The sequence below is a fragment of the Devosia sp. YIM 151766 genome (assembly GCF_030285925.1).
Classification (GTDB): Bacteria; Pseudomonadota; Alphaproteobacteria; order Rhizobiales; family Devosiaceae; genus Devosia.
The window spans coordinates 2,060,269-2,085,910 of the sequence record NZ_CP127251.1; the positions used below are offsets into that span (position 1 = coordinate 2,060,269).

Below are 25,642 nucleotides of genomic sequence, written 5' to 3' on the forward strand. Positions count from 1 at the left end.
GGCAGTGGACAGGGCTTGGCCCGGCTGAACGAGAACGAGAAGAACGCGTCATGAGAATGCTCGACTGGGACAAGCTCCGGATTTTCCACATTGCCGCCGAGTCGGGCAGTTTCACCCACGCCGCCGAAAAACTCGGCATGAGCCAATCGGCGGTTTCCCGCCAGATTTCCGCCCTCGAAGACGATCTGGGCCTCAAGCTCTTCATCCGCCACGCGCGCGGCCTGGTGCTCACCGAAGTGGGCGAGCAGCTGTTCCGCACCGCCCATCGCATGCACTGGGAATTGCAGCAGGTCGAAACCCAGATGTCGGAATCGCAGGACGAACCGACCGGGCCGCTGATCGTCACCACCACGGTCGGCATCGGCTCCACCTGGCTCTCGTCCCGACTCGATGAATTTCTCAAGCTCTATCCGCTGATCCAGTTGGAAATCCGCCTCAACGACGCCGAACTGGACCTGGCCATGCGCGAGGCCGACGTGGCCATTCGCCTGCACCGCCCGAACCAGTCGGAAATGATCCAGCGCAAGCTGTTCACCGTTCACAATTATTTCTACGCCAGCAATTCCTATATCGACGAACACGGCATGCCGGCCTCGCCCGAGGCGCTGGACGATCACCGCATCATCAGTTTCGGCGAGCCCGTGCCCTCCTATCTGGGCGACATCAATTTCCTCGAACGCATGGGACGGCCGGATTCCAGCCCGCGCCGCGCGGCGCTGCGCGTCAATGCGATCTACGGTATGATGCAGGCCTGCCGCGCCGGCATCGGCATCGCCATGCTGCCCGCCTATGTGACCGAAAAGGAAGATGGCCTCGTCCAGGTCCTGCCTGAGATCGAACTGCCCGCCTACGAAGCCTATTTCGTCTATCCGCCCGCACTGAAAAATTCCAAGCGCGTCGGCGTCTTCCGCGACTTCCTCGTCTCCAAGGCCCGCGAGTGGAGCTTCTAGGGCCTTCCGCCCCCGCTCACCCCTTCTTCCCGCCGGCCACCCCCTCCCCCACTCGTCACCCTCGCGCTTGCCGCGAGGGTTCGGTGTATCGGCGGACTTCGAGTGAAATTATCTCGGAACGTGGGACCCTTCGCCCCCTCCCCCTTGAGGGGAGGGTCGGGGTGGGGTGCTGCGGTTCCTACACATCCGATAGCCGCGCTCTTGCTCGCTCCCCGCGAAAGCGGGGGCCTCCGTTTAACAGAGCGTCCCCCTTCCGCGGGAACGACACACTGGCCGAGAGCCTCTACAAATCGCCGCCATCCGCATGCGCAGGGCGCATGGCTGACATGAGCCGAGGCGCATTGGCGGGCCGGCGGCATTTTCCTATACGCCAATACATCACAGCGGATGTTTCTCCTCCTCCCTTGCTCCGCTGCGTTCCCTCCTGACAGGCCTTCGGGCCTGTCCATCTTAGGCTCCACTCTCCCCTCGAGTGGGGCCTTTCTTTTTGCCGAAGCTCCAGGCTCTGCAAAAACGCATGGCTGACATGTCAGTTACGGGATTGTCTATCAAATCGATAGAGTTCATATATGTCCTCGTTGCTGAGGCGCGCTCCGTTTTCCTCCTCCCTTCGGACCCCGCATCGCAACACCGAGCCAAGGATCTTCTCCTCCTCCCTTGATCCAAGGCTCACTGGCAGAGCGCATTTCCTCCTCCCTTGCTCTCTGCCCCACTTCCGATTTGGCTTCGGCCCAGTCATCAGGCCCTATCTTCGGATAGGGCCTTTTTTTCGTCTTGGGCCCGCGCCGGAAAAAAGGGACAGTTTGACGCTGTGCCCGTTGCATGGCTGGCATGAGCAGCCATGCCTTGCCGATCGGACGGTGCATACCTACATTGGCCTTGTCGCTGCGACGCCGCTCCGTCTCCTCCTCCCTCGGACCCGCGTTGCCGACACCCGAGTTGAAACCGTCCTTCCCTCCCTCGGTTTCAACTCACCGGCCTGGCGCTTCTCCTCCTCCCTAGCGTCCGGGCCATTACTTGCGATTTGGCTTCGGCCCTATCAAAGGCTCCAACTTCGGTTGGAGCCTCTTTTTTTGTTCACGCGCCGGCTGCATCCGCGAATCTGCATGGCAGCACTTCCGATTGAGCGTTTGCGATCCGTAAGCCGGCGGGAGATATTGTCGCCAACGGCGGCATTCGTGGTGACCCGCCTCCTCCAAGGTCAGCGGCCCCGGCCAACGACCTAAGCCCTGCCCATCCCCTCGGGCGGGGCTTTTTTTTCACGAACCGTCGAAGAAATTCAGACCTCCGGGAGATCCCGGAGCGGCGTATCGTCGTGCAGCGGCACCGTCTGACGCTCGATCATCCTGTGCACCTCCGGTGGCCTCTCCCCGCTATGCAGGACCCGCAGCGCCTCCGTATTTTCCGCATCGGCCTTGGTGCGCCGCAATTGGTGCCGCACGTAATCGTCCCATGTGGGAACGTGATAGCTTTCAATCCACAGGTCCGGCTGCTGCAAATCCCGCAGCAGCGCCCATTGCCTGACGCCGTCGCGGATGCGGATACGCCGCCGCGCCGCCATCAGCTCGAGGAACTTGTCGATATCCGCCTGATCGATGCGATAATCCACCATGACCAGGATCGGGCCGCTCCTCGCCCGCAGATCCAGCTTGAGCACCGGCTCGTTGAACGTGCCGAGCGGGTTGAGGTCGCGCGAATTGAATTCCGGAAGCGGCGCGCTCAGGCCCACCGCCGCGCAAAGCAGCAGAACCACGCTCGCCCCCACCAGTGCCCAGTCAGGGCCGGCAATATCGGCGCCCACGCCCCAGACCCAGCTGCCGAGCGCCATGCCGCCGAAGGTCGCCGTCTGATAGAGCGACAGCGCCCGCCCGACCACCCAACGGGGCGAGGAGAGCTGGATGGAGACGTTGAACAGCGACATGGTCAGTACCCAGCAGGCGCCGGCGGGCATCAGCACCAGATGGCTCAGCAGGGGATCGCGGCTGAACCCTAGGCCGATACAGCTCACGGCAAAGCCCAGACAGGCGACCCGCACGATGACTTCATTGCTGAAGCGTTCGCGAATGCGCCCGTTCAGAAACGCCCCGCCAATGGCCCCCAGGCCGAAACAGCCGAGCAAAGTGCCGTAAACCAGGGCCCCGCCGCCGACATATTCGTTGGCTATGGACGGCAGCAGCGCCAGGATCGAGACCGCCGCCGACCCGAACACGAAGCCGCGGAACAGCACAGTGGTCAGGTTGGGCGATAGCGACACATAGCGGATGCCCGCCCACATGGCGCTGCCAAAGCGTTCTCGCGGCAGCTTTCTCGTCGTCGCCTCCGGCTTCCACCGCCAAAGCGCCGCGATCAACGGCACGTAAGACACCGCATTCACCGCGAACGCCGCCGCGCCGCCCGCCAGCGCCACGATCAGGCCGCCCACCGCCGGCCCGACGCTGCGCATCATGTTGAAGCTCATCGAGTTGAGCGTCACCGCCCCGGGCAGGTCGCTCCTCGGCACGATATCGCCCACCGAAGCCTGCCAGGACGGATTGAACAGCGCCGTGCCGCATCCGATCAGAAAGGTGAAGCTCAGCAGCAGCCATGGCGTCAGCATGCCCAGCACCGTCAGCACGGCCAGCATGATGGACACCGCCATCAAGCCGAACTGCGCAACGAGCATGACGATCCGGCGATCGAAATTGTCCGCCAGCGCCCCCGCCGCCAGCGAGAACAGCATGATCGGCAAGGTGGTGGATGCCTGAACCAGGGCGACCATATTGTGCGAGGTGGTCAGGGTGGTCATCATCCAGCCCGCGCCGACCGATTGCACCAGGCCGCCCAGATTGGACACGAGCGTCGCCAGCCACAGCATGCGGAAAGTTTCATGCCGGAAGGGAGCCAGCATGGAGGGACGCTCAGACATGATCAGACCTAACGGGTTAAACGCGATGCGAACGGCACGTTGTCACTCTAGTCCAACTATTCTGCTTGCCAAACCGTTCACACCGCGACGAACCGATCAGGAAATACCCGCGCAGAATCCCTGGATTCGCCGCACCGCTTCCTCCAGTTCGGCATTGCTCGCCGCATAGCTGAGGCGGAAATGCCCCGGCAGGCCGAAAGCCGCGCCATGCACCAGCGCCACCCCCTGCTCCTCCAGCAGCGCCATGACGAAATCCTCGTCCGTCGCCAGCATTTTGCCGCCGGCGCTTCGCTTGCCCAGCAATCTCTGGCAGGAGGGAAACACGTAGAACGCGCCTTCCGGGGTCAGGCAATCGAGCCCGGTATTGGCATTGAGCCCTGCCACCACCATGTCGCGGCGCTGCTGGAACACCTCGCGCCATTCCTTGAGGAAATCCTGCGGTCCGGTCAGCGCCTCCACTGCCGCCCATTGCGAAATGGACGAGGCATTGGTGGTGGATTGCCCCTGCAACTTGGTCATCGCCGCCAGCAGCGGCCGGGGCCCGGTGCAATAGCCGATGCGCCATCCGGTCATGGCATGGGATTTCGAGACCCCGTTCATGGTCAGTGTCCGGGCCTGCAAGCCGGGCTCCACCTGGGCGATGGTCGCAAAGGACTTGCCGTCATAGACCAGCACTTCATAGATGTCGTCGGTCAGGACATGCACATGCGGATGTCGCATCAGCACCTCGGCCAGCCCCTTCAATTCCGCCGCCGAATAGGCCGCGCCGGTCGGATTTGACGGCGTATTGAGGATCAGCCACTTGGTTCTGGGCGTAATCGCCGCCTCCAGCGCCTCCGGCTTAAGCTTGAAGCCGGTCGAGGCATCGGCCACCGCGAATACCGGCTCCGCGCCGCAGAGCCGCACGATTTCCGGATAGCTCACCCAATAGGGCACCGGCACCACCACCTCGTCGCCCGGATTGAGCGTCGCCATCAACGCGTTGAAGATGATCTGCTTGCCACCCGAGGCGACAAAGCAATCGGCGGCACTCACCTCCAGCCGGTTATCGCGGCGGAACTTGGCCGCCACCGCTTCCTTGAGTTCGGCAATGCCATCCACATTGGTATAGCGCGTCTTGCCCTCGTCCATGGCGCGTTTGGCGGCGTCGCGGACATTTTCCGGCGTGTCGAAATCCGGTTCGCCGGCGGAGAGCGCGATGATGTCCTTGCCCTCCTGCGCCATCAGCCGCGCCTGCTGGCTGATCGCTACCGTCGCCGATGGCGCCACCCGCCCCAATGCATCGGAAAGAAAACCCATCACCGCCTCCAGATTAGCGGCTCCGGTTTAGTGCAAGCGGGGCCGCGGCGGAAGCGCAAACCGTCTGCCGCGCCACACTTCCGCCGCCAAATGACCCATAGCCCTTCATATTGGGACCGCATTGGCTCGCTTCTATGAAATCGTTGAAGCGAGGATAGCGACGTCGATCCCATGCACATATCCACGTCCCCCAGCCGCAAGAAAATCGGGCTTGCAGCTTTATTCGGCATCTTGGTTCTGGCCTCGGCCGTTATGGCGCTTATTGCCGGCGTCACCCCGGCCAAGGCCGCCAATATTGCCAGCCAGCCCGATACCCAGGTGGCGATCTTCATGATCCCGCTGACCTTGCTGGTCCTGGTCCTGCTCTTCGAAGCCGCCCGCTTCGTGCGGCGCGGTGCACTCCCCGCTCAGCTCGCCGACCGCCCCTCCCGGCGGCTCCGCTGGTCGCCCGACCAGCCCGGCGGCTGAGCCAGCAAACACGAACTTGTTCTCCCTCTTGCTACTGGCCGGCGCCCGCGCCGGCCTTTTTTGTGACTTTCGGCCTATTGCCGGGCCTGGCGCCACAGTCCACACTCCTTGCCGCAAGGAGGATTGACCAATGCACGTTGAGACTATCCTGCAGACCAAGGGCATTACGGTCCACACGCTTCCCGAAACCGGCACGCTGGCCGATGCCATTGCCCTGCTCAATACCCACAATATCGGCGCCCTGGTCATTACCGGCCAAAACGACGCCATTGCCGGCATCCTCTCCGAGCGCGACATCGTCCGCCAGCTCGGCCGCAACCCCACGGGCGCGCTGGCCGCCAATATCGCCGCCTGCATGACCAAGGGGGTGATCACCTGCGAGCGCCTGACCCCCATCGCCGATGTCATGGAGCGCATGACCAGCCGTCGCATCCGCCACATGCCGGTGATCGAGGACGGCAAGCTGGTCGGCATCGTCTCCATCGGCGACGTGGTCAAGCAGAAGATCGAGCAGGTGGAACAGGAAGCCGAGGCCCTGCGCGACTATATCGCCGGCTGACCGGACCTCCTCCCCGGATCGTCACCCTCGCGTCTGATGCGAGGGCGACAAGCCGTTTCCCCCTTGCGGAACAGGCCGGGAGCGGGCAAGGGCAGGTTCTGCACCAACCGGATCGCCTTCATGTCCCGCCCCCTCGCCACCGCCCTGCTGCTCGTCTGCACCATGTTCTGGGGCTTCGCCTTCATCGCCCAGAAATCGGCGATGGATAGCATGGGGCCGCTGAGCTTTGCCGGGACACGCTATCTGCTCGGCGGCCTTCTCGTCCTGCCGCTCGCCCTGCATGAGCGCCGCCGCAAGCCGGTCACGCTCACCCGCTTGCATTGGCTTTTCATCGCCGCCATGAGCACGGTCTTTTTCCTCGGCTCCTGGCTGCAACAGGCGGGGCTGGCCACCACCACCGCCACCAATGGCGGCTTTCTCACCGGGCTCTATGTCTTCTTCGTGCCGCTGCTCGGCTATGTCCTGTTCCGCACCCGCGCCCATCCGATCATTTTCGTCGGCGTGCCCCTGGCCCTGGTCGGCATCTATTATTTGAACGGCGGCGGCCTCGACAGCTTCAATAGCGGCGATTGGCTGATCGTGGGCAGCGCCGTCTTCTGGGCCCTGCATGTCATCCTGCTCGGTCATGTGGCGCGCCTGACCGGACTGCCCATCTTCGTCTCGGCCATGAGCTTTCTCTTTGCCGGCCTTGTCGCCAGCGCCATCGCCCTGGGCGCCGAAGCGCCGACCGTCGAGGCCATTGCCGGCGGCTGGATGGAAATCGCCTATGCCGCCATATTCTCCACGGCCGTGGGCTTCACGCTTCAGGCGGTGGGGCAGCAACATGTGCCTCCGGCCAATGTCGCCATCATCCTTTCGGCCGAAAGCCTCTTTGCCGCCCTGGGCGGGGCCCTGATCCTGGGCGAACGCCTGCCGCCGGTGGGCTATGCCGGAGCCACGCTGATTTTCGCGGCCATTTTCATGGTGGAGGCGGTGCCCCCGCTCTGGGCGCGGCGCAAGACCCACGCGCCCCGCATCACCAATTGAGCCGCGTCAACCGCCAGGATGACGAGCGTAGTTTGGGGACGGTTTTACGGCGCCATCCGATAAAGATCGTAGCTCTTGCAGATCACGAAAACAACGCAGCCCCTGAGCGTGATCTGGCCGGCATTCACCTGGGTGATCGTGCCATCGGCAGTCTGGCCGAAAAGATGCAGCTTGCCCCGCCACTGACCCGGCCGGACCGGCGTGGCGCGGTCGATCAAAAGGGTGTTGAGATAAGGCATGTTCTCGGCATTGTCGGCGCCATTGCCCAGCCAGATCAGCTCGGCACATAATTGCGTGCCGTCCCCGCACATGGTCACGTCATAGCGGGAATCCCCGAACTCGATCTCCCATTGGCCCACCGGCGAGGCCATTGCCGGCAAAGCCGTGGCAAGGCCGAGGATGATGGCGAGGATATAGCGGGACAATCTGGTCATACTGGGCTCCCGTTGAAACTGGCGCGAAATCTGCCCCGGGGCGGCTGAACGCAAACTGAACGCCATCGTCACGCTCCCGTCACCCGTCTGGACTAATGGTTCATCCGTCCCGGCCTCCCCATAGCCGGGACTTGCCACCGATCTGTCCTGGCCGCCCCAGCGGGCGGCCTTTTTTTGTGGACGCTCCGGTTTTGCCCTCGCGCCCCGCCTCCGGCTGGGCCACAACGGAACCCAGTTTCCGGGCAGGATCATGGCCAAACTCTACTTCTCTTATGCGGCAATGAATGCGGGTAAATCTACCCTCTTGCTGCAAGCCGCCCACAATTACCGCGAACGCGGCCTGCGGGTCCTGTTGTTCACCTGCGCCGCCTATGCGGGCGGCCAGCCGGGAACGATCAGTTCGCGTCTGGGCATTTCCGAGCCCGCCGAGCTCTATGACGACGATGACGATCTGTTCCAGCGCATCCGCGATTATGCCCAGGAATCCAAGATCGATTGCGTTTTCCTCGACGAGGTACAGTGCCTGACGCGCGAGCATGTCTGGCAATTGGCCCGTGTCGCCGATCGCCTGAATATTCCGGTGATGTGCTACGGGCTGCGCACCGATTTTCTCGGTCGCCCCTTCCCCGGCGCGGTGGAACTTCTCGCCATTGCCGATAATCTGCGCGAAATCCGCACCATTTGCCATTGCGGCGCCAAGGCCACCATGGTCGTGCGGCGCAATGAGCATGGCCGCGTGCAGACCGATGGCAGTAACATAGCGCCCGAAAAGGCCGATTATGTTTCCCTCTGCCGCCGGCATTGGGAGGAAGCCTTCGGCCGCTGGCCGGTGAAAGGACCCTAGATCATGCCGAACGACGCTGCCCAGCCCAGGGGCGAACTGACCATCCGCACCCTGGCCATGCCCGCCGACACCAATCCCGCCGGCGACATTTTCGGCGGCTGGGTGCTCAGCCAGATGGATATTGCCGGCTCCATTGCCGCCCATGAACGCGTCAGGGGTCGCACCGTCACGGTCGCCGTGGAAGCCATGACCTTCATCTCCCCGGTCAAGGTGGGCGATGTGCTCTGCGTCTATACGACGATCGAGAGGATCGGCACCACGTCCATCACCGTGGGAGTGGAAGCCTGGGCCCGGCGCAACCGCCAGGACGACCGGGTGAAAGTGACCGAAGGCCGTTTCGTCTATGTGGCCATTGACGACAGCGGCAAGAAGGCGCCCATCCCACCCGCCTGACGCCCGTTCAGACTGCGTTCAGCCAGCACGTGTTTCTTTCTGCCCAGGCTGCCTGCGGGCGCCGCCTGGGGATGGCCGGAACCCTTTCGGGCCCGGTTCCGTTTCTCAGAACATTAACAATCGGCAAGCTAGCCGCCTGCATTGCTCCGGAAGGCCGGAGCCGGCAAGCCAGCGCCAGAGGGAGCATGAGATGCACCGTCAGACTCGCAAGAAACTGCTCAATATCGTCACCGGCATTGCCGTGGCTGCTGCCGCAGCGCTGGTATTCCTGCCGGCGGCACAGGCCGCGCCCGGCGCCGCCACCGCCAATGTCAATGTGCGCTCCGGCCCGGGCACCAGTCATGGAGTCATCAGCACCCTGCATCGCGGCCAGCAGGTTGACGTTCAACGCTGCCAGGGCTCGTGGTGCCTGGTGCGAGCCCGCGGCGTCAATGGCTGGGTTTCCGCCAGCTATCTCTCGACCAGCGGCCGGCCGGTAAATCCATCCAATCCGGGCCTGTCCTTCGGCTTCACCATTGGCGGTCCGGATGGCCCGCAGATCAATATCGGCGTCGGCAATCAGCCGCAGCGCCCCGGCCCGCGCCCACCGCCGATCGTTCGCCCGGTTGCCGAGGTCTGCTTCTTCGATCGCACCAATTTCCGCGGCACCAGCATCTGCGCCAAGCAGGGTGAGAGCATCCGCGATCTCGGCAATTGGACCGACCGCATCTCCTCGATTAACAATCCGTCGCGTGTCCGCGTCGAAGTCTGTTCGGAAGTGGCATTCCGCAATTGCCGCACTTACAGCACCAGCGCCTCGAGCCTCGGTGATTTCGACAAATATATCGCCTCGATCCGCGTCCGCTGATCCGGCAGCCGCCGATACATTGACGCATCCGATGCCTGGCGCCGCCCCCTGGGGCGGCGCTGTTCCGGCTCCGCCCTAGCGCCGAAGCGGCAATATTTCCCGCACCTTCTCATCCCGCAGCCACAAAGCCACCCAGACGGCAATGCCGAGATAAAGGCTGAACAGCGTATGGCTGAACAGTGGATTATCGACCCGCAGATTGGCCGCCAGCGCCCCGCCCAGAAGTCCGGTGAACAATAGAGCTCCCAGCAAGGCGGTGCGGGGAATGAGGAACAGCACCACGCAGGCCAGCTCGATCAGCCCGATCAGCACCAGATATTTCGGCGGCCAGCCGACCACCGCCATCGGCTCGCTGGCGATATCGAGTTGCAGTAATTTCGGCGCCACCGACGCCGCCAGCATGAACAGCGCGATCAACCCGCTCAGCACCCATCCGGCTTTTTGCATTTTTCGACCCTCTCCAATAGCGGCACCGCGCCGCCCATGCCCTGTCAACGAACGAATGCTCCGGGATTCGACATCATCGCACGTCGCCAGCCGTCCCATCATCAATGACGCCGGGGAAAAATCTGGCTACAAGCCAGGACTACAGCCCGCGCCGGCACCGGTCACACAGGAGTCCCTCATGCTGCCCTGGATCAAGCTCGATGAAACCACCATGCCGGGCGGCGGCCCGCTGAAGCTGATGCAGCGCGGCGGCGAGTTTTCCATCATGTCCGGCACGATCGAGCTGATGAACAGCCGTCTCAGCGGCTCGGAAGAGCAATTGGCCACCCTCTCGGCCGCCCGCATCGGCAGCCGCCAGCGGCCCCGTGTACTGATCGGCGGCTTGGGCATGGGCTTCACCCTCCGCGCCGCCCTGGATAGTTTCGGCCCCGACAGCGACATCGTCATTGCCGAACTGGTGCCTTCCGTCATCGCCTGGGCGCGCGGCCCGCTCAGCGCCATCCACGGCGCCAGCCTCGACGATCCCCGCGTCAGCATTCACGAGGGCGATGTCGCCAAGGCCATTGGCGGCGGCAAGCCCTTCGACGCCATCCTGCTCGACGTCGACAATGGGCCCGATGGCCTGTCGCGCCCCGCCAATGACCGGCTCTACAATGCCGCCGGCCTCGCCGCCGCCAAGGCCGCCCTCACGCCCGGCGGCCATCTGGCGGTGTGGTCCTCGGCGCCCGATGCCCAATTCACCCGCCGGCTCAAGCGCAGCGGCCTCACCGTCGAGGAACTCGGCGTCCGCGCCCGCAAAACCGGCCGTGGCGCCCGCCACACCATCTGGATCGCCACCCGGCCCGGCGGCCAGAAGCTGCCTTCCTGACGCCGCCTGTCAGCAGCCCCTGTTCCCTCTCCGTTCGATAGCCTTTATGCTGGCCGGAACATTGCATTCATGCGTCTCGTTCCCCATGTGAGTCGCATTCCAGCGCATCGGTGTTTCCATGGCTCCCAAGTCCACTCGGCCGGGCAAGGCTGAATTCTCCATCGACGAGTTCTTCGCCGAGATCGAAAAGGCCGAGGACATCGCCGCCAGCAAGCCGCTTTATGCCGAGCGCATGAAGAACAAGCGCGCCCTCGACCGCGCGGAAGCGGCGGAAAAAGCGGCGGCCGCTCCCAAGACCGCCCTTGAGAAGCGCCGCACCACCAAATCCAGCCACGACACCGCCACCGGCATGTCGAAAAAGACCGGCAAGACCAAGATCAATGCCGTCGACCGCGTCGACTTCGAGGGGTTCGGTGAAGCGCCGCAGGCCGGCTTCAACCATGTCCCGGCCTCGCAGCTTTCCGCCCGCGACATTTCCCGCGCCGCCGCCGCCGATCCCGAAACCACGGCGAAAATTCGTGCCGCCCTCACCGATGCCACCAAGAAGGCCAAGGCGAAAAAGGGCGAGGACCTGGCCAACGCCACCACTGTCGGCGTCACCGCCACGGTCAAGGCGCTGGAACAGATCATCCTGCATGGCCGCAAGGAGGTGGAGGGCTCCGCTCCCTGGGTGCCGCATCGTCCCGAACGCCCGCTCAAAAGCGGCGCCTCAAAGCCCTTCCGCCTCGACACCGAATATGTCCCCGCCGGCGACCAGCCGACCGCTATCGCCGAACTGGTGGAAGGCGTCGAAAATGGCGAGACCGACCAGGTCCTGCTCGGCGTCACCGGCTCCGGCAAGACCTTCACCGCCGCCCAAGTCATCGCCCGCACCCAGCGTCCGGCGCTGATCCTGGCGCCCAACAAGACCCTGGCCGCCCAGCTCTACAGCGAATTCAAGGGCTTCTTCCCCGATAACGCCGTCGAATATTTCGTTTCCTACTACGATTATTACCAGCCCGAGGCCTATGTCCCGCGCACCGACACCTATATCGAGAAGGAATCGACCATCAACGAGCAGATCGACCGCATGCGCCACTCGGCGACGCGCGCGATCCTCGAACGCGACGACGTGATCATCGTCGCCTCGGTCTCCTGCATCTACGGTATCGGCTCGGTGGAAGACTATACCGCCATGACCATCGACGTGCAGAAGGGCGAGAAGATCGACCAGCGCCAGCTGCTCGCCAAGCTCGTCGCCCTGCAATACAAGCGCGGCGATACCGGCTTCGTGCGCGGCACCTTCCGGGTGCGCGGCGATACCGTCGAAATCTTCCCGGCCCACTATGAAGCCGCCGCCTGGCGCGTCACCCTGTTCGGCAACGAGGTCGAGAACATCACCGAATTCGACCCCCTCACCGGCAAGAAGTCGGCCGATCTCACCTTCATCCGCGTCTATGCCAATTCCCACCACGTGACGCCGCGCACCACCATGAACCAGGCGATCAAGCTGATCCGCAGCGAGCTTGCCGCCCGCCTGCAGGAGCTCAACGGCGCCGGCCGCTTCCTCGAGGCCCAGCGCCTCGAACAGCGCACCCTGTTCGATCTCGAAATGATGGAAGCCACCGGCTCCTGCGCCGGCATCGAGAATTATTCGCGCTATTTCTCCGGCCGCAAGCCCGGCGAGCCGCCCCCGACCCTGTTCGAATATCTCCCCGACGACGCCCTGGTCTTCGTCGATGAAAGCCACGTCACCATCGGCCAGCTCGGCGCCATGTATCGCGGCGATTTGCGCCGCAAGGCGACCCTGGCCGAATATGGCTTCCGCCTCCCCTCCTGCATGGACAATCGCCCGCTCCGCTTCGAGGAATGGAACGCCATGCGCCCGCAATCGGTCTATGTTTCGGCCACGCCGGGCTCCTGGGAGATGGAACAGACCGGCGGCGTCTTCGCCGAACAGGTCATCCGCCCCACCGGGTTGATCGATCCCCCGGTCGAAATCCGCCCCGCCACCCATCAGGTGGATGACGTCATCGACGAAATCCGCCAGACCATCAAGCTGGGCTATCGTACGCTCGTCACCGTCCTCACCAAGAAAATGGCCGAGGACCTGACCGAATATATGCACGAACAGGGCATTCGTGTGCGCTACATGCACTCGGACGTCGACACCATCGAGCGCATCGAGATTATTCGCGATCTCCGCCTGGGGGCATTCGATGTCCTGGTGGGCATCAACCTGCTGCGCGAAGGCCTCGACATCCCCGAATGCGGCCTCGTCGCCATTCTCGACGCCGACAAGGAAGGTTTCCTGCGCTCCGAAACCTCGCTGATCCAGACCATCGGCCGCGCCGCCCGCAATGTCGACGGTCGCGTCGTGCTCTATGCCGACCGCGAAACCGGCTCCATGACCCGCGCCCTCGCCGAAACCAACCGCCGCCGCGAAAAGCAGGTCGCCTATAACGAGGCCAACGGCATCACCCCGCAATCGGTCAAGGCCCGCATCAACGACATCGTCGACAGCGTCTACGAAAAAGACCACGTCACCATTTCCATCGGCAAGGGCAAGGACGGCAAGGAAAAGACCGTCACCGGCGACAATCTGGCCACCGTCATCAAGGATTTGGAACGCGAAATGCGCGAGGCGGCAACGAACCTCGAATTCGAGAAAGCCGCCAGACTGCGCGACGAAGTCAAGCGCCTGCGGGAAATGGAACTGGATACGCTGGAAGGCTCGGGCATGACGGACGCCTAGCCTTCGGCAAATCTCTATGCTCGAATGGCGGCTGGTGTCTGACGGTCTGGAGCAGCGGATGCCGAGAGGGAATCGGCGGTTCCTTTGCCTGCCCTGCATCGCTTCTCGAACGACCTGACCCCTTCCGGAAGGACGCAAAGATGAAATGGCTTGGCCTCATCCTGGGAATTGCCGCCCTGCTCTTGGGCGGCTTGTGGTTTTTGCAGGGCGTGGGCGCCATCGTCATCGAGCCCATCGCCTGCGTGGGCGCCTGCGAGGCGCTGGAAGGACCGTCGCTGCCCTGGGCATTGGGCGGCGCGGCGCTGGGAATAATCGGCATCGGCCTGATCTGGCTGGCCCTGTTCCGCCGCCGCTGACGCCGAACATATTCACGCGAATGCACGGGCTTGCGGACGAGGCAAGGGGTCCCATGCCTTGAACCCGCCACGCCCGTCGCGCATTGACAGAGAAGCAACCTTTTCGGAGCGTCCCATGCGCACCCGCATCCTTCTCGCCCTGCTCGCGGCCCTTGTCCTGGCCGCCCCCGCTCAGGCCATGACCATCACCGCCCGCGTCTCGGGCGGCAATATCGCCGTCTATACCGGCCCCGACGACCGCTTCCCGATCATCGGGCGCATTGCCGACGGCACCGAAATCCCCATCGATTATTGCACCCAGACCGATAGCGACAGCCGCCGCGGCTCCTGGATCGGCGATGCCGGCCACACGCTCTGGCCGGCCAATGCCAAGACCTTCTGCCGCATTCCCGATTATGGCTGGGTCGCCCGCAACCAGATCGTCGGCCGCGGGCTGGTCAACGTCACCCCGCCGGACTTCGCCGGCCCGGGCTGGTAGCTTCACCTCTCCCTTGGGGGAGAGGTCGGCCAAAGGCCGGGTGAGGGGCCTTCAGACAGGCCGAGCTCAGGGAGAGCTCAGAGCCAGCCCGACAATTCGCGCCGCACCATGGCTTCGATGAAATCCATGCTGGCGGTACTGTCATTGAGGCAGGAAATATAGGCGAATTTCTCGCCGCCGGCCTTGAGGAAGCTCTCGCGGCCGGCGATGGAAATCTCTTCCAGCGTCTCGATGCAATCGGCGTGGAAGGCCGGGGCCAGCACCGCCACCTTCTTCTTGCCCTGCTTGGGCAGCTCTTCCAGCGTCGTGTCGGTCGCCGGCGTCAGCCATTGCGTCGGCCCGAAGCGCGACTGGAAGGTGACCTTCATCTTCTCGGCGGGCCAGCCGAGATATTCGCAGGCCAGCCGCGTGGTCTCGTGGCAATGCCGCTCATAGGGATCGCCGCGATCGACATAGCTCTGCGGCAAGCCGTGATAGGAGGTCAGCACCACATCCGGCTCGAAATCCAGCGCCGCGACGCCATCGCGGATGGAATCGCCCAAAGCCGCGACATATTGCGGATCGGCGTAATAGGCCGGTGCCGTGCGCACCGCCGGCTGCCAGCGCATATTGCGCAGCGCGTCGAACGCCTTGTCATTGGCCGTTGCCGTCGTCGTCGCCGAATATTGCGGATAGAGCGGCACCAGCAGGATTCTGCGGCAGCCCTCCTGCTCCATCTTGTCCAGCGCGCTCCGGATCGAGGGATTGCCATAGCGCATGGCATAATCCACGACGATGTTCTCGCCCGCCAGGCGCTGCGCCAGATTGACCTGCTGCGCCTTGGTGATAACGCGCAACGGACTGTCATTCTGCTCCCGGTCCCAGATCAGCGCATAGGCCTCGCCGCTTTTCTGCGGGCGGGTGCTGAGAATGCCGAGATTGAGCAGCGGCCACCACAGCCATTTCGGCGTCTCGATGACGCGCGGATCGGACAGGAACTCGCCCAGATAGCGGCGCACGCTCCAATAATCCGTGCCGTCCGGCGTTCCCAGATTGATCAGCAGGACGCCGATCTTCTCATTGGAAGCGGGCGAATGGGCGGGAGAAAGCTGTGCGGACATAAGGACCAGTTTGGAAGGGTTCCAGAATGGCGCGCACCTTAACCTTTTATGCCCCGAGGGCAAGGCGGCGATGGGTCGCGCTCCGGATTGATCTGGATCAGCGACTGACCCGTTTCACTCTCGTTCCGGCTCAGTCGGTTCCCACAATGTCATGCCCGCTTTCGCGCTCTAGAAGCTGGCAATCAGCAGCAGAACGCCGAAACCCAGCACTAAGACCGCGCCCGCCAGTTCCGCCCACCACACGATATGGCCAGCCAGGGCGCTTTCCGCCCCGCCAATGCGCGCCGCCAGCCCCTTGGCCATCACCGCCAGCGTCGCCAGGCTCGCCACGGTGATCGCCGTACCGAGCGACATCAGCAATACCGAGACGATGCCGGCGGCCAGCAAGCCCTGCGACAGCGCGAAGACCAGCACCACCAGCGCCCCCGAACAGGGCCGCAATCCGACCGCCAGCACCACGCCCAATTGCTCCCGCCAATCGCCGCGAATATCCCCCGGCCCCACGGCATGATGCATATGGTCGTGATCGGCATGGTCATGATGATGATGTCCATCGTGTGCGCCATGGCTATGGCCCCAGCCAAAGACCTTGCGCAGCACCAGCCACAGCCCCAGCAGCGCCACCAGGCCATAGGAAACCACGCCGACCCAATGGGCCGCCTCGCCCATGGCCGTGCTGGTCAGGTTCAGCAATCCCGCCAGCACCAGCACGAAGGCGATGGCCACCAATGCCTGCATCAAGGCCGAAATGCCGCTCAGCACCACGCCCTGGCGCAATTGCCGCTCATTGGCCATCACATAGGAAGAAATCACCACCTTGCCGTGCCCCGGTCCGGCGGCATGGAACACGCCATAGAGAAAGCTCAGCCCGCCCAGCACCCAGAAGGCGGTCCAATCGCTGCGCAGCGCGTCCAGCGCCCCGGTCAGCGCCATGTAGAAATCGCGTTGCTGCTGTTGCAGCCAGCCGAAAAAGCCGGTGCGCGGCAGGTTGAGTCCTACTTCCGGCGGCGGCCCGCCGAAAGGCGTCGCTGCCCGGCCCTGCGCCATTTCGTTCACCGCCTCCACCGCATTTGCCGGCGGCCGCGCCGCGCCGCAGGTCAGCACGATCATGCCCTGCGTGCCGCGCATCGCCGCCGCCAGGTCGGGCGGCAATTCCAGCACTTCCGGCCCCAGCGCATAAAGCCGTTCCTCGATCTCGCGCGACATCGGCGTCGGTGGTTCGAGCCGGATCGTGCAATCCGCCGCCGCATTCTTCAGCGCCACATCCGCCACATCGTCGAAGGCGATGGCGACGTAATATTCGGCGTCGTAGACGCCCAGCTCGAAACGCCCGCCCACCGGTTGCGGCTCTACCGCCTCGATGGTGAAATCCAGCGTGACCCTATTGTCCTCGTAGCGCATGCGCTGGTCGCCGGTCGCGACGAAATCCATGCCGTCTCCGGCCACGGTGTAGAAATCGTAATCAGCCAGCCCGAGCATGTTCTCGTCGGCCAGTTCCTGCATTTCCTCCGGCTCGACCACGCCATTGCCATTGGCATCGAGCCCCTGCACCATCCACACGGAAAACGCAGTGTCGAAGGTCCAGCTGTGATGAAGCGCCGAGAGCCGGCCCGCCTCATCGAAGCCGATTTCGACCTGTGCGTCGATAAAGATATGAGGATGCGCCACCGCCGGCAGGGACGTTCCAAGCCATGCCAATGCCGTTGCGGCGACCCATTTGCGCCAGCCCGAGAAACCCAAGATTATTAGCCCCTATTTGATCGGATGGGCGGCGAACCACTCCACCAGATGGTCGATCAGCGCCCGGACCTTGCCCGCCAGATGCCGCCGATGCGGATAGACGGCCTGCAAGGTCTGCCCCTTGGGCAGAAAGTCCGTCAGCACCGGCACGAGTTCGCCCCGCTCCACCGCCGGATCGGCGAGATAGGACGGCAAGGTGACCAAACCGAGGCCCATGATCGCCGCGGTGCGCGCCGCCAGCGGCGAATTGACCCGCACCGGCCCGGTGACCGGCACGGAAATCGTCTTGCCGTCCTCGGTGAAACGCCAATTGGACTGCCCCTGCAAGTTGACGTCGACAATGCAGGGCATATGCCGCAAATCCTCGGGATGCTGGGGCGTACCGAGCCGTTTCAGCAATTCCGGCGAGGCCCCGGTCACCACATGCATGTCGGCGATCTTGCGGGCGATCAGCGAGGAATCCGCCAGGGTCGAAATGCGCAGGGCCAGGTCGATGCCCTCGTCGACCAAGTCGACATAACGGTCCTCCAGCCGCAGATCGAGCGACACTTTGGGATATGTCCGGAGATATTCGAACATTGCCGGCGCCAATGTCGATTCGCCGAAATTGCGCGGCGCCGAGACCCGCAACAGGCCGCGCGGCTCGCTGGTCTGGTCGCTGATCGTGGCGTCCAGGTCGTCGAGCTGCTGCAATAGCGCCGAGACCTCGCGATAATAGACCTCCCCCGCCTCGGTCAGGTTGAGCTTCCTGGTCGTGCGGTTCATCAGCCGCACACCGAGATAATCTTCCAGATCGGTCACATATTTGCTGAGCAGCGCCTTGGACCGGCCATGCTGGCGCGCCGCCGCCGAAAACCCGCCGGCATCGAAGACCTGAACGAAAGCACGAATGCGGCCGATGTCTTGCATCATGGAAATCCGTTCACCATAAAAGGGTCAATCAAGGCATAACTCATCTGCGTTGGGTGAACAATAACGCCCCTTGGCCGTTGGGGGATTAACGATAGGATGGGATGCCTGATCGACGCCGACCCGGAGTTCGGACTATTTTTCCGCCCATGTCCAAGCCATCTTCACGATCCGCGCTCTACCGGCTTATCGAGGCCGGTCAGTTGGCGCACAAGGCTTTGCTGGTTCCGGTGATCGAGAAGGGTCTCGAACCCGGCGACGACGCGGTCTTGTTCGTGCTCGGGCGTTCCGGCGCCACCGAAACCGCTCTGGCCGACGAGTTGGACCTGCCGCCCGATCTGCTCACTGCCCGGCTCGAACGTCTGGCCGAACGGGATCTCGTCATCCGCCAGGCCGTCGGCCCCGAACTGGAGCCCGGCTTCGCGCTGACCGAGCGCGGCCTCCGCATCCGCAACGGCCTCGCCGATCACTGGGCCCTGCTTGAAGAGGCGCTGATGGGCGAACTCAAGCCCAAGCATCGCAAACGCTTCGCCGCCGCGCTGGGGCGCTTCGTGGAATTGCTGCGCCTGTAAAACGGTTCACCGTCATTTCCGCGACAGCGGGAAAAAGCTGACTGGAACCAAACGAGAGTGACATGCTCCAGCTGGCCTTGGAACTGCCGCTCCCCCTCGTCGTTTAAAACCCAATGCATCGTTCAGCTTGGGTTCATGCGCCATCGTGTTGATTAGCGCTCAAGGCACGAACGCCAAACGCATTGGGAAAGGAGCTCCTTCATGGCTCTTAACAGGAAACTGCTCACGACCGGCCTGGCCACGCTCGGCCTCCTGGTCACCACCATCGCCGCCTCGGCCGCCCCGGCTGTCGCCACCGGCAATGTCAATGTCCGCTCCGGCCCCGGCACCAGCTATGGCGTCGTCGATACGCTGCGCCGCGGCGAACAGGTTGACGTCCAGCATTGTCGCGGCAGCTGGTGCTTTGTCGAAAAGCGCGGCCCCAATGGCTGGGTCTCGGCCAATTATCTCAGCAGCGGCGATCGCGGCTGGAACCGCCCGCCCCCGCCGCCGCCGGTCTGGACGCCACCGCGCCCGCCGCGCCCGCCCCATTGGAATCCGCGGCCGCGTCCGCAGCCCCCGCATTGGAATTCCAATCCGCGGCCGGTCTATCCGGTTCGCCCCGGAAATCCCGGCGCCAGCTTCTGCTTTAATGGCCCCAATGGCTATTTCTGCATGAATAGCTGATCGGCGATACATCGCCTCGAAAAATCAACGACGCCCCGCGGCCTGGCCGCGGGGCGTCTTCAATCCTATATCAGCCTCAGGACTTCGCCATGGCCGACTTGGCGAACCCGGCAATCGCCGTCAGCAGGCCGCCGCCGACCAGGCCGGTAACGCCCTGCCCGACCAATACACCCAGATCGAGCCCGCCGGTCGTGGCGGCACCGGCTGCCGCGCCGACCAGGGAATCGAGACCCGGGATCATTCCGGCCAGCCAGGTGCCCGCCAATCCGCCAATAGCGCCGACGATGGAATTGCCCGCCGTGCCCAGATTAAGCTGCTTGGCCAGTTGACCGACCACATTGCCGCCGGCTCCGCCAGTAATCAATTGCACCAGAATAGGAACGATTGCTTCCATAATTACCCCCTCTTTTTGGTGTCACCGAGTCCTCCACCCGGCGACACGGGCAAGGTTATCCCTGTTTCATGCCGAGACAAAATAAAAAAGCTCCTGCCAGTTCCTGTCATGCCTCGATCATAGGCAGGCCCGGCCCGCCCGCCGCCGATTGAAGAAACCACCCGTTCCGGCCTAAGCTCCGCATGATGCAGAAGACCAGCGAAACCACCACGAATCAGACCGCCCTGGTCACCGGGGCCGGCGACCGCATCGGCGCGGCTATCGCCTTCGCGCTGGCCATGCACGGCCATGCCGTCATCATCCATTACCGCTCGGATGCCGCGGGCGCCCAGGCGATGCAGGCGCGCATCCGCGCCGCGGGCGGCCGCGCCGAAATCCTCGCGGCCGATCTGGGCCAGCGCGCCCAGCGCCGCACGCTCATCGCCCGCGCCGCCGAATTTTTCGGGCCGCTGACCCTGCTCGTCAACAATGCCTCCATCTTCGAGCCGGATTCGGCCCGCGATGTCGACGAGGACCTCTGGGACGCCCATTTCGCCGTTCATGCCGAAGCCCCGATCTTCCTGGCGCGCGATTTCGCCGCCCAATTGCCCGCAGGCGTGGAGGGCAATATCGTCAACATGATCGACGAGCGGGTCCTGCATCCCACGCCCGGTTTCTTCAGCTATTACCTGTCCAAATCGGTGCTTTGGACCGCTACCCGCACCCTGGCGCAATCGCTGGCGCCGGCCATCCGCGTCAACGCCATCGGCCCCGGCCCGGTCCTGCCCAATTCGCGCCAGACCCAGGCCGAATTCGATTCCTCGGTAAAGGCCCTGCCGCTGCAACGCCATGCCGGTCCCGAAGCCATTGCCAACGCCGTGCTCGCTATCCTCTCCATGCCGTCCTTCACCGGGCAATTGCTGGCGCTCGATGGCGGCGAACATCTCGAATATTTGCCCAAGAACGGGCCGACGCCCAGCTTATGACCGAAGACCCAGCTCCGCTCCCATCCGGCCCGGAAATCATCCGGGCCTTTGTCCGCACCCTGCCCGCCGCGCCGGGGGTTTATCGCATGCTCGATGCGGCGGGCGAGGTTATGTATGTGGGCAAGGCCCGCAACCTCAGGGCTCGCGTCACCAATTACACCCGCCCCGAAGGCTTGGAACTGCGCCTGCAGCGCATGATCGCCTCGACGGTGAGCATGGAATTCGTCCGCACCGAGACCGAATCCGAAGCGCTGCTGCTCGAAGCAAATATGATCAAGCGGCTGAAACCCCGCTTCAACGTGCTGCTGCGCGACGACAAGAGCTTCCCCTATATCCTCATCGCCACCGATCACGAAGCGCCCGAGCTGACCAAACATCGCGGCGCCCGCCGCCGCCCGGGCCATTATTTCGGCCCCTTCGCCTCGGCCACGGCGGTCGGGCGCACCATTGCCAGCCTCCAAAAGGCCTTCCTGCTGCGCAATTGCTCGGACAGCTTCTACGCCGCCCGCACCCGCCCCTGCCTGCAATTCCAGATCAAGCGCTGCGCTGCGCCCTGCACCCGCGAGATCGGTCTCGAAGCCTATGGCGAACTGGTCGAGGATGCCCGTCAATTCCTCTCCGGCAAGTCCGATGCCGTGCGCAATCATCTCCAGGCCGATATGAACAAGGCCGCCGAAGACCTCGATTTCGAGCGCGCCGCCATGATCCGCGACCGGCTCTCGGCCCTGGCGCTCACCCAGTCGCAGGGCGACGCCACCGCCCGTTCAGTGGAAGAAGCCGATGTCTTCGCCATCCATCATGAAGGCGGCCAGTTCTGCGTGCAGGTCTTCTTCTTCCGTGCCTATCAGAACTGGGGCAATTATCCCTATCGCCCCCGCGCCGATGCCAGCCTCAGCGATGCCGAAGTGCTGGAGGCCTTTATCGGCCAGTTCTACGAAAACCGAACCCCGGCCCGCCTGGTCCTGATCAGCCACGAATTGTCCGAACACGCGCTGATGGAAGAGGCGCTGACCACCCGCGCCGGCCGCCGCGTCTATATCGAGCAGCCCAAGCGCGGCGAAAAACGCGATCTGGTCAATCACGCCCTCAACAATGCCCGCGAGGCCCTGGGCCGTCAGCTCGCTGAAGGCGCGTCCCATCGCGCCCTGCTCGAAGGCGTCGCCGAGACCTTCGGTCTGGAAGAAATCCCGCGCCGCATCGAGGTTTACGACAATTCCCACATCTCGGGCACCAATGCAGTGGGCGGCATGATCGTCGCCGGCGAGGAAGGCTTCTCGAAAAAGCACTACCGCACCTTCAATATCCGCTCCACCGACATCACCCCCGGCGACGATTTCGGCATGATGCGCGAAGTGCTCACCCGCCGCTTTTCCCGCCTCGCCAGCGAAAGCCGGACCGATGCCGAGGACGAGGCCACCGGCATGCCTGACTGGCCCGATATCGTCTTCATCGATGGCGGCGCTGGCCAGCTCAATGCCGTGCGCGCGGTGGTCGCCGAGCTCAACCTGCCGCGCGAAGTCACCTTCATCGGCATCGCCAAGGGCGAGGAACGCGATGCCGGGCGCGAGAAATTCTTCATGGAAGGCCGCGACGCCTTCATGCTGCCGCATCGCGATCCGGTGCTCTATTACGTCCAGCGCCTGCGCGACGAAGCTCACCGCTTCGCCATCGGCACCCACCGCGCCCGCCGCAAGAAGGAGGTGGTCAAGAACCCGCTCGACGAGATCGACGGCATCGGCCCCGCCCGCAAGCGCGCCCTGCTCCACCATTTCGGCTCCGCCAAAGCCGTCTCCCGCGCCTCCCTCGCCGATTTGGAAGCCGTGCCCACCATCTCCCGCACCATGGCGCAATTGATCTACGATCATTTCAACCGAACCTGACCGCCCCCGTCGAAATCCCTCCACCCCGTTCGTCGCCCTGGCAGCAACCCGGAGTAGCCCGATGAAATTCCTCACCATGGTCAAGACGTTCAATCCCGAAACGGCCATCAACCCGCCACCGGCCCTCATGTCCGCCATCGTCCAGCTCGGCATCGAGGCCGGCGCCCGCATGGCCGAGACCGGCGGTATGTCCCTTGCCGGCACCGTCACCACCAGGAAAGGCGCGCTGACCACCGACGGCCCCTTTGCCGAGACCAAGGAACTGGTCGGCGGCTATGCCATCTATGAGCTCGACAGCGAGGCCGAGATCGTCCAATGGACCCAGCGCTTCGTCGAGTTGCACCGCCAGCACTGGCCGGAATGGGACGGCGAAGTCACCATCCTCCACCTGCAGCAATTCAACATGGCGGGCTGACCCGGCTCATTCCCCTCCGCCCTGCAATCTCCCATAGACCTCATCCTGAGCTTGTCGAAGGACGAGGTCGGTAACACCGCGGCGCCAGGAAGGAGCGGCAAACCCTCCCTACCAAAGTCGGGACTCGACAACCCCGGAACTCCTCGCTACCTTCCCGCCCATGATCAACGCCGCCACCTTCTATTGGTATTTTAGCTATCCGCTCCCGGCGGAGGCTAATGCGCGCGCGTCCTGATCCCTGACGACCAGACCAAACCGCAAGCCAGCCGCCCGACTTTCGAGGCGGCTTTTTTGTTGGCCGCTTCGAGTAAACCTCGAAAGACCGACACATGCTCAAATCCACCGACGACCTGCGCATCATCGAAATAAAACCGCTGACCACGCCCATCGAGGTCATGCGCCAGCATCCACGCACCGATGCCGCCACCCGCACCGTTCTGTCGGCCCGCCACGCCTTCCATAATATCCTCACCGGCCAGGATGACCGCCTCGCCGTGGTGGTGGGCCCCTGCTCCATCCACGATCCCGCCGCCGCCATGGACTATGCCCGCCGGCTGGTGGCGCTGCGCGATACGCTGGGCGACCGCCTTGAAATCATCATGCGCGTCTATTTCGAGAAGCCCCGCACCACAATCGGCTGGAAGGGCCTGATCAACGATCCCGAGCTCGATGGCAGCTTCAACATCACGCAGGGGCTGCACACCGCCCGCGCCCTCTTGCTCGACATCAACAATCTCGGCCTGCCCGCCGCCTGCGAATTCCTCGACATGACGACGCCGCAATACATTGCCGACCTGGTCTCCTGGGCCGCCATCGGCGCCCGCACCACCGAAAGCCAGATTCACCGCGAGCTCGCCTCCGGCCTGTCCTGCCCGGTCGGCTTCAAGAACGGCACCGACGGCAATGTCCGCATCGCCCTCGACGCCGTGCTCTCCGCCTCCCAGCCGCATCATTTCATGGCCGTGACCAAGGATGGCCGCTCCGCCATCGCCGCCACCAGCGGCAATGCAGACACCCACATCATCCTGCGCGGCGGCAAGGCCCCCAATTACGACGCCGACAGCGTCCGCGCCGCCGCCGAAGTCGCCACCAAAGCCGGCCTCAATCCGGCGATCATGATCGATGCCAGCCACGCCAATTCCTCCAAGAAGCCCGAGAACCAGCCCCAGGTCCTCGCCGAGATCGGCGACCAGTTGGCCAATGGCGACAAGAGCGTTATCGGCGTCATGGTCGAATCCAATCTCGTCGCCGGCCGCCAGGACCTCGTTGCCGGCCGCGACCTGGTCTATGGCCAGTCCATCACCGATGGCTGCATCGATTGGGACACCACCGTCGAAGCCCTCACGGCACTGGCCCAGGCGGTCGACAAGCGCCGCGCCGCGACCAATCAGGCCGTAGCCTAGTAAAACCCGGCCCTCGGACTCGCTCCGAGGGCCTTCGCGCTGCGCGCACATCGGATCGTCGTGGCCAATCTCATCGCTTCTCGGTTCATATGCGATAGCCCCTGCCGCCGAAGCAGACACCCATTGTAAACACTGCCCTTGACCCTCCGGCCGCCATCCTGTTCTCTCCGCCCATGGCCAGAAACCCGCTGCTCCTCGTCCCCAACATCATCACCATCGCCCGCATCCTCGCGATCGGGCCCATCGTCTGGCTGGTGATGGATGGCGACATCATTCTGCGCATCGTCGCGCTGGTGCTCTATGTCATCGCCGCCGCCAGCGACTGGATCGACGGCTATCTGGCCCGCGCCTGGAACCAATATTCTGATCTGGGCCGCATGCTCGACCCCATCGCCGACAAGCTGCTGGTCGGCATCCTCATCGCCGCCCTGGCCTGGGATGGGAGCCTGTCCGGCTGGGACATGATCCCGGCCTGCGCCATCCTCTTCCGCGAATTCTTCATTCCCGGCCTGCGGGAATTCCTCGGCAACAAGACCATAGTGCTGCCGGTAAGCAAACTCGCCAAGTGGAAGACCACCATCCAGCTCGTCGCCCTCGCCATCATCCTGGCCGAGCGCATCATTCCCGGCCTGGGCCTCGCCTCCGACATCGGGCTCTGGGTCGCCGGCGCTATCACGATCTGGACCGGCTGGACCTATCTGCGCGCCTCCTGGCCGCATCTTTCGGGCATCGGCAAATGAAAGTGCTTTATTTCGCTTGGCTGCGCGAGCGCCTCAACCGTGCCAGCGACGAGGTCGCCCCGCCGGCCGATGTGGTGACCCTTGATGACCTCGTCCACTGGTTGCGCAGCCAGGACGAAGCGCTTGATCTGGCAATGGAAAACCCCGCCATCTTCAAGCTCTCCCTCAATGCCCGCATCGTTCCCGGCGACACCCCCATCGCCGGGGCCAGCGAGATCGCCATCCTGCCCCCGATGACCGGCGGCTGAAA

27 protein-coding genes are annotated in these 25,642 nt (G+C 63.9%); 19 read left to right on the plus strand and 8 right to left on the minus strand.

Annotated features, from left to right (window positions below; translation table 11 throughout):
- Positions 1 to 50 precede the first annotated feature (50 nt).
- The gene (locus O9Z70_RS10080; protein WP_286018691.1) at positions 51 to 950 is read left to right on the plus strand and encodes a LysR family transcriptional regulator; all 900 of its coding nucleotides are present in this window, start codon (positions 51 to 53) and stop codon (positions 948 to 950) included.
- A gap of 1,279 nt (positions 951 to 2,229) precedes the next feature.
- On the opposite strand, the gene O9Z70_RS10085 is transcribed toward O9Z70_RS10080, so the two are convergent.
- Positions 2,230 to 3,855, minus strand: coding sequence for an MFS transporter (locus O9Z70_RS10085; protein WP_286018692.1), 1,626 nt, complete (start codon positions 3,853 to 3,855; stop codon positions 2,230 to 2,232).
- A 96-nt stretch (positions 3,856 to 3,951) separates the two neighbouring features.
- The gene (locus O9Z70_RS10090) at positions 3,952 to 5,154 is read right to left on the minus strand and encodes a pyridoxal phosphate-dependent aminotransferase (RefSeq protein WP_286018693.1); all 1,203 of its coding nucleotides are present in this window, start codon (positions 5,152 to 5,154) and stop codon (positions 3,952 to 3,954) included.
- Positions 5,155 to 5,325: 171 nt separating this feature from the next.
- Between O9Z70_RS10090 and O9Z70_RS10095 the strand changes: the two genes are divergently transcribed.
- The 3 genes from O9Z70_RS10095 to O9Z70_RS10105 all read left to right on the plus strand — a co-directional run bounded on the left by O9Z70_RS10095 (position 5,326) and on the right by O9Z70_RS10105 (position 7,207).
- Entirely contained in the window at positions 5,326 to 5,622 is a 297-nt protein-coding gene (locus tag O9Z70_RS10095; RefSeq protein ID WP_286018694.1) for a hypothetical protein, read from the plus strand.
- A 130-nt stretch (positions 5,623 to 5,752) separates the two neighbouring features.
- A complete protein-coding gene (locus O9Z70_RS10100; RefSeq protein WP_286018695.1) occupies positions 5,753 to 6,181 on the plus strand; it encodes a CBS domain-containing protein in 429 nt (142 codons plus the stop codon).
- Between the two features lie 120 nt (positions 6,182 to 6,301).
- Positions 6,302 to 7,207 (plus strand): DMT family transporter, encoded by a 906-nt coding sequence (locus O9Z70_RS10105; RefSeq protein WP_286018696.1) that lies wholly within the window; start codon positions 6,302 to 6,304, stop codon positions 7,205 to 7,207.
- Positions 7,208 to 7,251: 44 nt separating this feature from the next.
- Here O9Z70_RS10105 and O9Z70_RS10110 read toward each other — a convergent pair whose 3' ends face one another.
- Complete coding sequence (locus O9Z70_RS10110) at positions 7,252 to 7,641, minus strand: DUF2147 domain-containing protein (RefSeq protein WP_286018697.1); 390 nt, start codon at positions 7,639 to 7,641, stop codon at positions 7,252 to 7,254.
- A 250-nt stretch (positions 7,642 to 7,891) separates the two neighbouring features.
- On the opposite strand from O9Z70_RS10110, the gene O9Z70_RS10115 reads away from it, so the two are divergent.
- The 3 genes from O9Z70_RS10115 to O9Z70_RS10125 all read left to right on the plus strand — a co-directional run bounded on the left by O9Z70_RS10115 (position 7,892) and on the right by O9Z70_RS10125 (position 9,725).
- Positions 7,892 to 8,485, plus strand: a complete 594-nt coding sequence (locus tag O9Z70_RS10115) for a thymidine kinase (protein ID WP_286018698.1) — start codon at positions 7,892 to 7,894, stop codon at positions 8,483 to 8,485.
- Positions 8,486 to 8,488: 3 nt separating this feature from the next.
- Positions 8,489 to 8,878, plus strand: a complete 390-nt coding sequence (locus tag O9Z70_RS10120; protein WP_286018699.1) for an acyl-CoA thioesterase — start codon at positions 8,489 to 8,491, stop codon at positions 8,876 to 8,878.
- Positions 8,879 to 9,068: 190 nt separating this feature from the next.
- A complete protein-coding gene (locus O9Z70_RS10125) occupies positions 9,069 to 9,725 on the plus strand; it encodes an SH3 domain-containing protein (protein WP_286018700.1) in 657 nt (218 codons plus the stop codon).
- A 75-nt stretch (positions 9,726 to 9,800) separates the two neighbouring features.
- On the opposite strand, the gene O9Z70_RS10130 is transcribed toward O9Z70_RS10125, so the two are convergent.
- Complete coding sequence (locus tag O9Z70_RS10130; protein WP_286018701.1) at positions 9,801 to 10,172, minus strand: DoxX family protein; 372 nt, start codon at positions 10,170 to 10,172, stop codon at positions 9,801 to 9,803.
- A gap of 178 nt (positions 10,173 to 10,350) precedes the next feature.
- On the opposite strand from O9Z70_RS10130, the gene O9Z70_RS10135 reads away from it, so the two are divergent.
- The 4 genes from O9Z70_RS10135 (at position 10,351) to O9Z70_RS10150 (ending at position 14,608) form a co-directional block, all read left to right on the plus strand.
- On the plus strand, positions 10,351 to 11,040 hold the full coding sequence (locus tag O9Z70_RS10135; RefSeq protein WP_286018702.1) for a spermidine synthase family protein: 690 nt from the start codon (positions 10,351 to 10,353) through the stop codon (positions 11,038 to 11,040).
- 118 nt (positions 11,041 to 11,158) lie between these two features.
- Complete coding sequence (uvrB, locus tag O9Z70_RS10140; RefSeq protein ID WP_502870121.1) at positions 11,159 to 13,774, plus strand: excinuclease ABC subunit UvrB; 2,616 nt, start codon at positions 11,159 to 11,161, stop codon at positions 13,772 to 13,774.
- A 140-nt stretch (positions 13,775 to 13,914) separates the two neighbouring features.
- The gene (locus tag O9Z70_RS10145; protein ID WP_286018703.1) at positions 13,915 to 14,130 is read left to right on the plus strand and encodes a hypothetical protein; all 216 of its coding nucleotides are present in this window, start codon (positions 13,915 to 13,917) and stop codon (positions 14,128 to 14,130) included.
- A 115-nt stretch (positions 14,131 to 14,245) separates the two neighbouring features.
- The gene (locus O9Z70_RS10150; RefSeq protein ID WP_286018704.1) at positions 14,246 to 14,608 is read left to right on the plus strand and encodes an SH3 domain-containing protein; all 363 of its coding nucleotides are present in this window, start codon (positions 14,246 to 14,248) and stop codon (positions 14,606 to 14,608) included.
- A 77-nt stretch (positions 14,609 to 14,685) separates the two neighbouring features.
- Here O9Z70_RS10150 and hemH read toward each other — a convergent pair whose 3' ends face one another.
- From hemH to O9Z70_RS10165, 3 genes are all read right to left on the minus strand, one after another.
- A complete protein-coding gene (gene hemH, locus O9Z70_RS10155) occupies positions 14,686 to 15,708 on the minus strand; it encodes a ferrochelatase (RefSeq protein ID WP_286018705.1) in 1,023 nt (340 codons plus the stop codon).
- Between the two features lie 168 nt (positions 15,709 to 15,876).
- On the minus strand, positions 15,877 to 17,448 hold the full coding sequence (locus O9Z70_RS10160; protein ID WP_286018706.1) for a HoxN/HupN/NixA family nickel/cobalt transporter: 1,572 nt from the start codon (positions 17,446 to 17,448) through the stop codon (positions 15,877 to 15,879).
- 12 nt (positions 17,449 to 17,460) lie between these two features.
- A complete protein-coding gene (locus O9Z70_RS10165) occupies positions 17,461 to 18,360 on the minus strand; it encodes a LysR family transcriptional regulator (RefSeq protein ID WP_286018707.1) in 900 nt (299 codons plus the stop codon).
- Positions 18,361 to 18,506: 146 nt separating this feature from the next.
- On the opposite strand from O9Z70_RS10165, the gene O9Z70_RS10170 reads away from it, so the two are divergent.
- Together O9Z70_RS10170 and O9Z70_RS10175 are read left to right on the plus strand one after the other, a co-directional pair.
- Positions 18,507 to 18,929 carry a winged helix DNA-binding protein gene (locus O9Z70_RS10170; RefSeq protein ID WP_286018708.1) on the plus strand — a complete coding sequence of 141 codons (423 nt, stop codon included), beginning with the start codon at positions 18,507 to 18,509 and terminating at the stop codon, positions 18,927 to 18,929.
- Between the two features lie 201 nt (positions 18,930 to 19,130).
- Entirely contained in the window at positions 19,131 to 19,595 is a 465-nt protein-coding gene (locus tag O9Z70_RS10175; RefSeq protein ID WP_286018709.1) for an SH3 domain-containing protein, read from the plus strand.
- Between the two features lie 76 nt (positions 19,596 to 19,671).
- On the opposite strand, the gene O9Z70_RS10180 is transcribed toward O9Z70_RS10175, so the two are convergent.
- Positions 19,672 to 19,989: a hypothetical protein gene (locus tag O9Z70_RS10180; RefSeq protein ID WP_286018710.1), complete on the minus strand. Its 318-nt coding sequence runs from the start codon at positions 19,987 to 19,989 to the stop codon at positions 19,672 to 19,674.
- Between the two features lie 185 nt (positions 19,990 to 20,174).
- Here O9Z70_RS10180 and O9Z70_RS10185 point away from each other — a divergent pair, with 185 nt between their 5' ends.
- The 6 genes from O9Z70_RS10185 (at position 20,175) to O9Z70_RS10210 (ending at position 25,640) form a co-directional block, all read left to right on the plus strand.
- Positions 20,175 to 20,954, plus strand: coding sequence for an SDR family oxidoreductase (locus O9Z70_RS10185; protein ID WP_286021990.1), 780 nt, complete (start codon positions 20,175 to 20,177; stop codon positions 20,952 to 20,954).
- The gene (gene uvrC / locus O9Z70_RS10190; RefSeq protein WP_286018711.1) at positions 20,951 to 22,834 is read left to right on the plus strand and encodes an excinuclease ABC subunit UvrC; all 1,884 of its coding nucleotides are present in this window, start codon (positions 20,951 to 20,953) and stop codon (positions 22,832 to 22,834) included. Before O9Z70_RS10185 ends, uvrC begins: the two co-directional genes overlap by 4 nt.
- A 61-nt stretch (positions 22,835 to 22,895) precedes the next feature.
- Positions 22,896 to 23,249: a YciI family protein gene (locus O9Z70_RS10195; RefSeq protein ID WP_286018712.1), complete on the plus strand. Its 354-nt coding sequence runs from the start codon at positions 22,896 to 22,898 to the stop codon at positions 23,247 to 23,249.
- Between the two features lie 329 nt (positions 23,250 to 23,578).
- Positions 23,579 to 24,652: a 3-deoxy-7-phosphoheptulonate synthase gene (locus tag O9Z70_RS10200; RefSeq protein WP_286018713.1), complete on the plus strand. Its 1,074-nt coding sequence runs from the start codon at positions 23,579 to 23,581 to the stop codon at positions 24,650 to 24,652.
- Between the two features lie 173 nt (positions 24,653 to 24,825).
- Positions 24,826 to 25,392, plus strand: coding sequence for a CDP-diacylglycerol--glycerol-3-phosphate 3-phosphatidyltransferase (gene pgsA / locus O9Z70_RS10205; RefSeq protein WP_286018714.1), 567 nt, complete (start codon positions 24,826 to 24,828; stop codon positions 25,390 to 25,392).
- Positions 25,389 to 25,640: a MoaD/ThiS family protein gene (locus O9Z70_RS10210; RefSeq protein WP_286018715.1), complete on the plus strand. Its 252-nt coding sequence runs from the start codon at positions 25,389 to 25,391 to the stop codon at positions 25,638 to 25,640. Before pgsA ends, O9Z70_RS10210 begins: the two co-directional genes overlap by 4 nt.
- The last annotated feature ends 2 nt before the right edge of the window (positions 25,641 to 25,642 follow it).

Bases quoted from the DNA above. Each gene is read 5' to 3' on its own strand.
- O9Z70_RS10080 (WP_286018691.1), top strand. From the start codon at position 51: ATGAGAATGCTCGACTGGGACAAGCTCCGGATTTTCCACATTGCCGCC.
- O9Z70_RS10085 (WP_286018692.1), bottom strand. From the start codon at position 3,855: ATGTCTGAGCGTCCCTCCATGCTGGCTCCCTTCCGGCATGAAACTTTC.
- O9Z70_RS10090 (WP_286018693.1), bottom strand. From the start codon at position 5,154: ATGGGTTTTCTTTCCGATGCATTGGGGCGGGTGGCGCCATCGGCGACG.
- O9Z70_RS10095 (WP_286018694.1), top strand. From the start codon at position 5,326: ATGCACATATCCACGTCCCCCAGCCGCAAGAAAATCGGGCTTGCAGCT.
- O9Z70_RS10100 (WP_286018695.1), top strand. From the start codon at position 5,753: ATGCACGTTGAGACTATCCTGCAGACCAAGGGCATTACGGTCCACACG.
- O9Z70_RS10105 (WP_286018696.1), top strand. From the start codon at position 6,302: ATGTCCCGCCCCCTCGCCACCGCCCTGCTGCTCGTCTGCACCATGTTC.
- O9Z70_RS10110 (WP_286018697.1), bottom strand. From the start codon at position 7,641: ATGACCAGATTGTCCCGCTATATCCTCGCCATCATCCTCGGCCTTGCC.
- O9Z70_RS10115 (WP_286018698.1), top strand. From the start codon at position 7,892: ATGGCCAAACTCTACTTCTCTTATGCGGCAATGAATGCGGGTAAATCT.
- O9Z70_RS10120 (WP_286018699.1), top strand. From the start codon at position 8,489: ATGCCGAACGACGCTGCCCAGCCCAGGGGCGAACTGACCATCCGCACC.
- O9Z70_RS10125 (WP_286018700.1), top strand. From the start codon at position 9,069: ATGCACCGTCAGACTCGCAAGAAACTGCTCAATATCGTCACCGGCATT.
- O9Z70_RS10130 (WP_286018701.1), bottom strand. From the start codon at position 10,172: ATGCAAAAAGCCGGATGGGTGCTGAGCGGGTTGATCGCGCTGTTCATG.
- O9Z70_RS10135 (WP_286018702.1), top strand. From the start codon at position 10,351: ATGCTGCCCTGGATCAAGCTCGATGAAACCACCATGCCGGGCGGCGGC.
- uvrB (WP_502870121.1), top strand. From the start codon at position 11,159: ATGGCTCCCAAGTCCACTCGGCCGGGCAAGGCTGAATTCTCCATCGAC.
- O9Z70_RS10145 (WP_286018703.1), top strand. From the start codon at position 13,915: ATGAAATGGCTTGGCCTCATCCTGGGAATTGCCGCCCTGCTCTTGGGC.
- O9Z70_RS10150 (WP_286018704.1), top strand. From the start codon at position 14,246: ATGCGCACCCGCATCCTTCTCGCCCTGCTCGCGGCCCTTGTCCTGGCC.
- hemH (WP_286018705.1), bottom strand. From the start codon at position 15,708: ATGTCCGCACAGCTTTCTCCCGCCCATTCGCCCGCTTCCAATGAGAAG.
- O9Z70_RS10165 (WP_286018707.1), bottom strand. From the start codon at position 18,360: ATGATGCAAGACATCGGCCGCATTCGTGCTTTCGTTCAGGTCTTCGAT.
- O9Z70_RS10170 (WP_286018708.1), top strand. From the start codon at position 18,507: ATGTCCAAGCCATCTTCACGATCCGCGCTCTACCGGCTTATCGAGGCC.
- O9Z70_RS10175 (WP_286018709.1), top strand. From the start codon at position 19,131: ATGGCTCTTAACAGGAAACTGCTCACGACCGGCCTGGCCACGCTCGGC.
- O9Z70_RS10180 (WP_286018710.1), bottom strand. From the start codon at position 19,989: ATGGAAGCAATCGTTCCTATTCTGGTGCAATTGATTACTGGCGGAGCC.
- O9Z70_RS10185 (WP_286021990.1), top strand. From the start codon at position 20,175: ATGCAGAAGACCAGCGAAACCACCACGAATCAGACCGCCCTGGTCACC.
- uvrC (WP_286018711.1), top strand. From the start codon at position 20,951: ATGACCGAAGACCCAGCTCCGCTCCCATCCGGCCCGGAAATCATCCGG.
- O9Z70_RS10195 (WP_286018712.1), top strand. From the start codon at position 22,896: ATGAAATTCCTCACCATGGTCAAGACGTTCAATCCCGAAACGGCCATC.
- O9Z70_RS10200 (WP_286018713.1), top strand. From the start codon at position 23,579: ATGCTCAAATCCACCGACGACCTGCGCATCATCGAAATAAAACCGCTG.
- pgsA (WP_286018714.1), top strand. From the start codon at position 24,826: ATGGCCAGAAACCCGCTGCTCCTCGTCCCCAACATCATCACCATCGCC.
- O9Z70_RS10210 (WP_286018715.1), top strand. From the start codon at position 25,389: ATGAAAGTGCTTTATTTCGCTTGGCTGCGCGAGCGCCTCAACCGTGCC.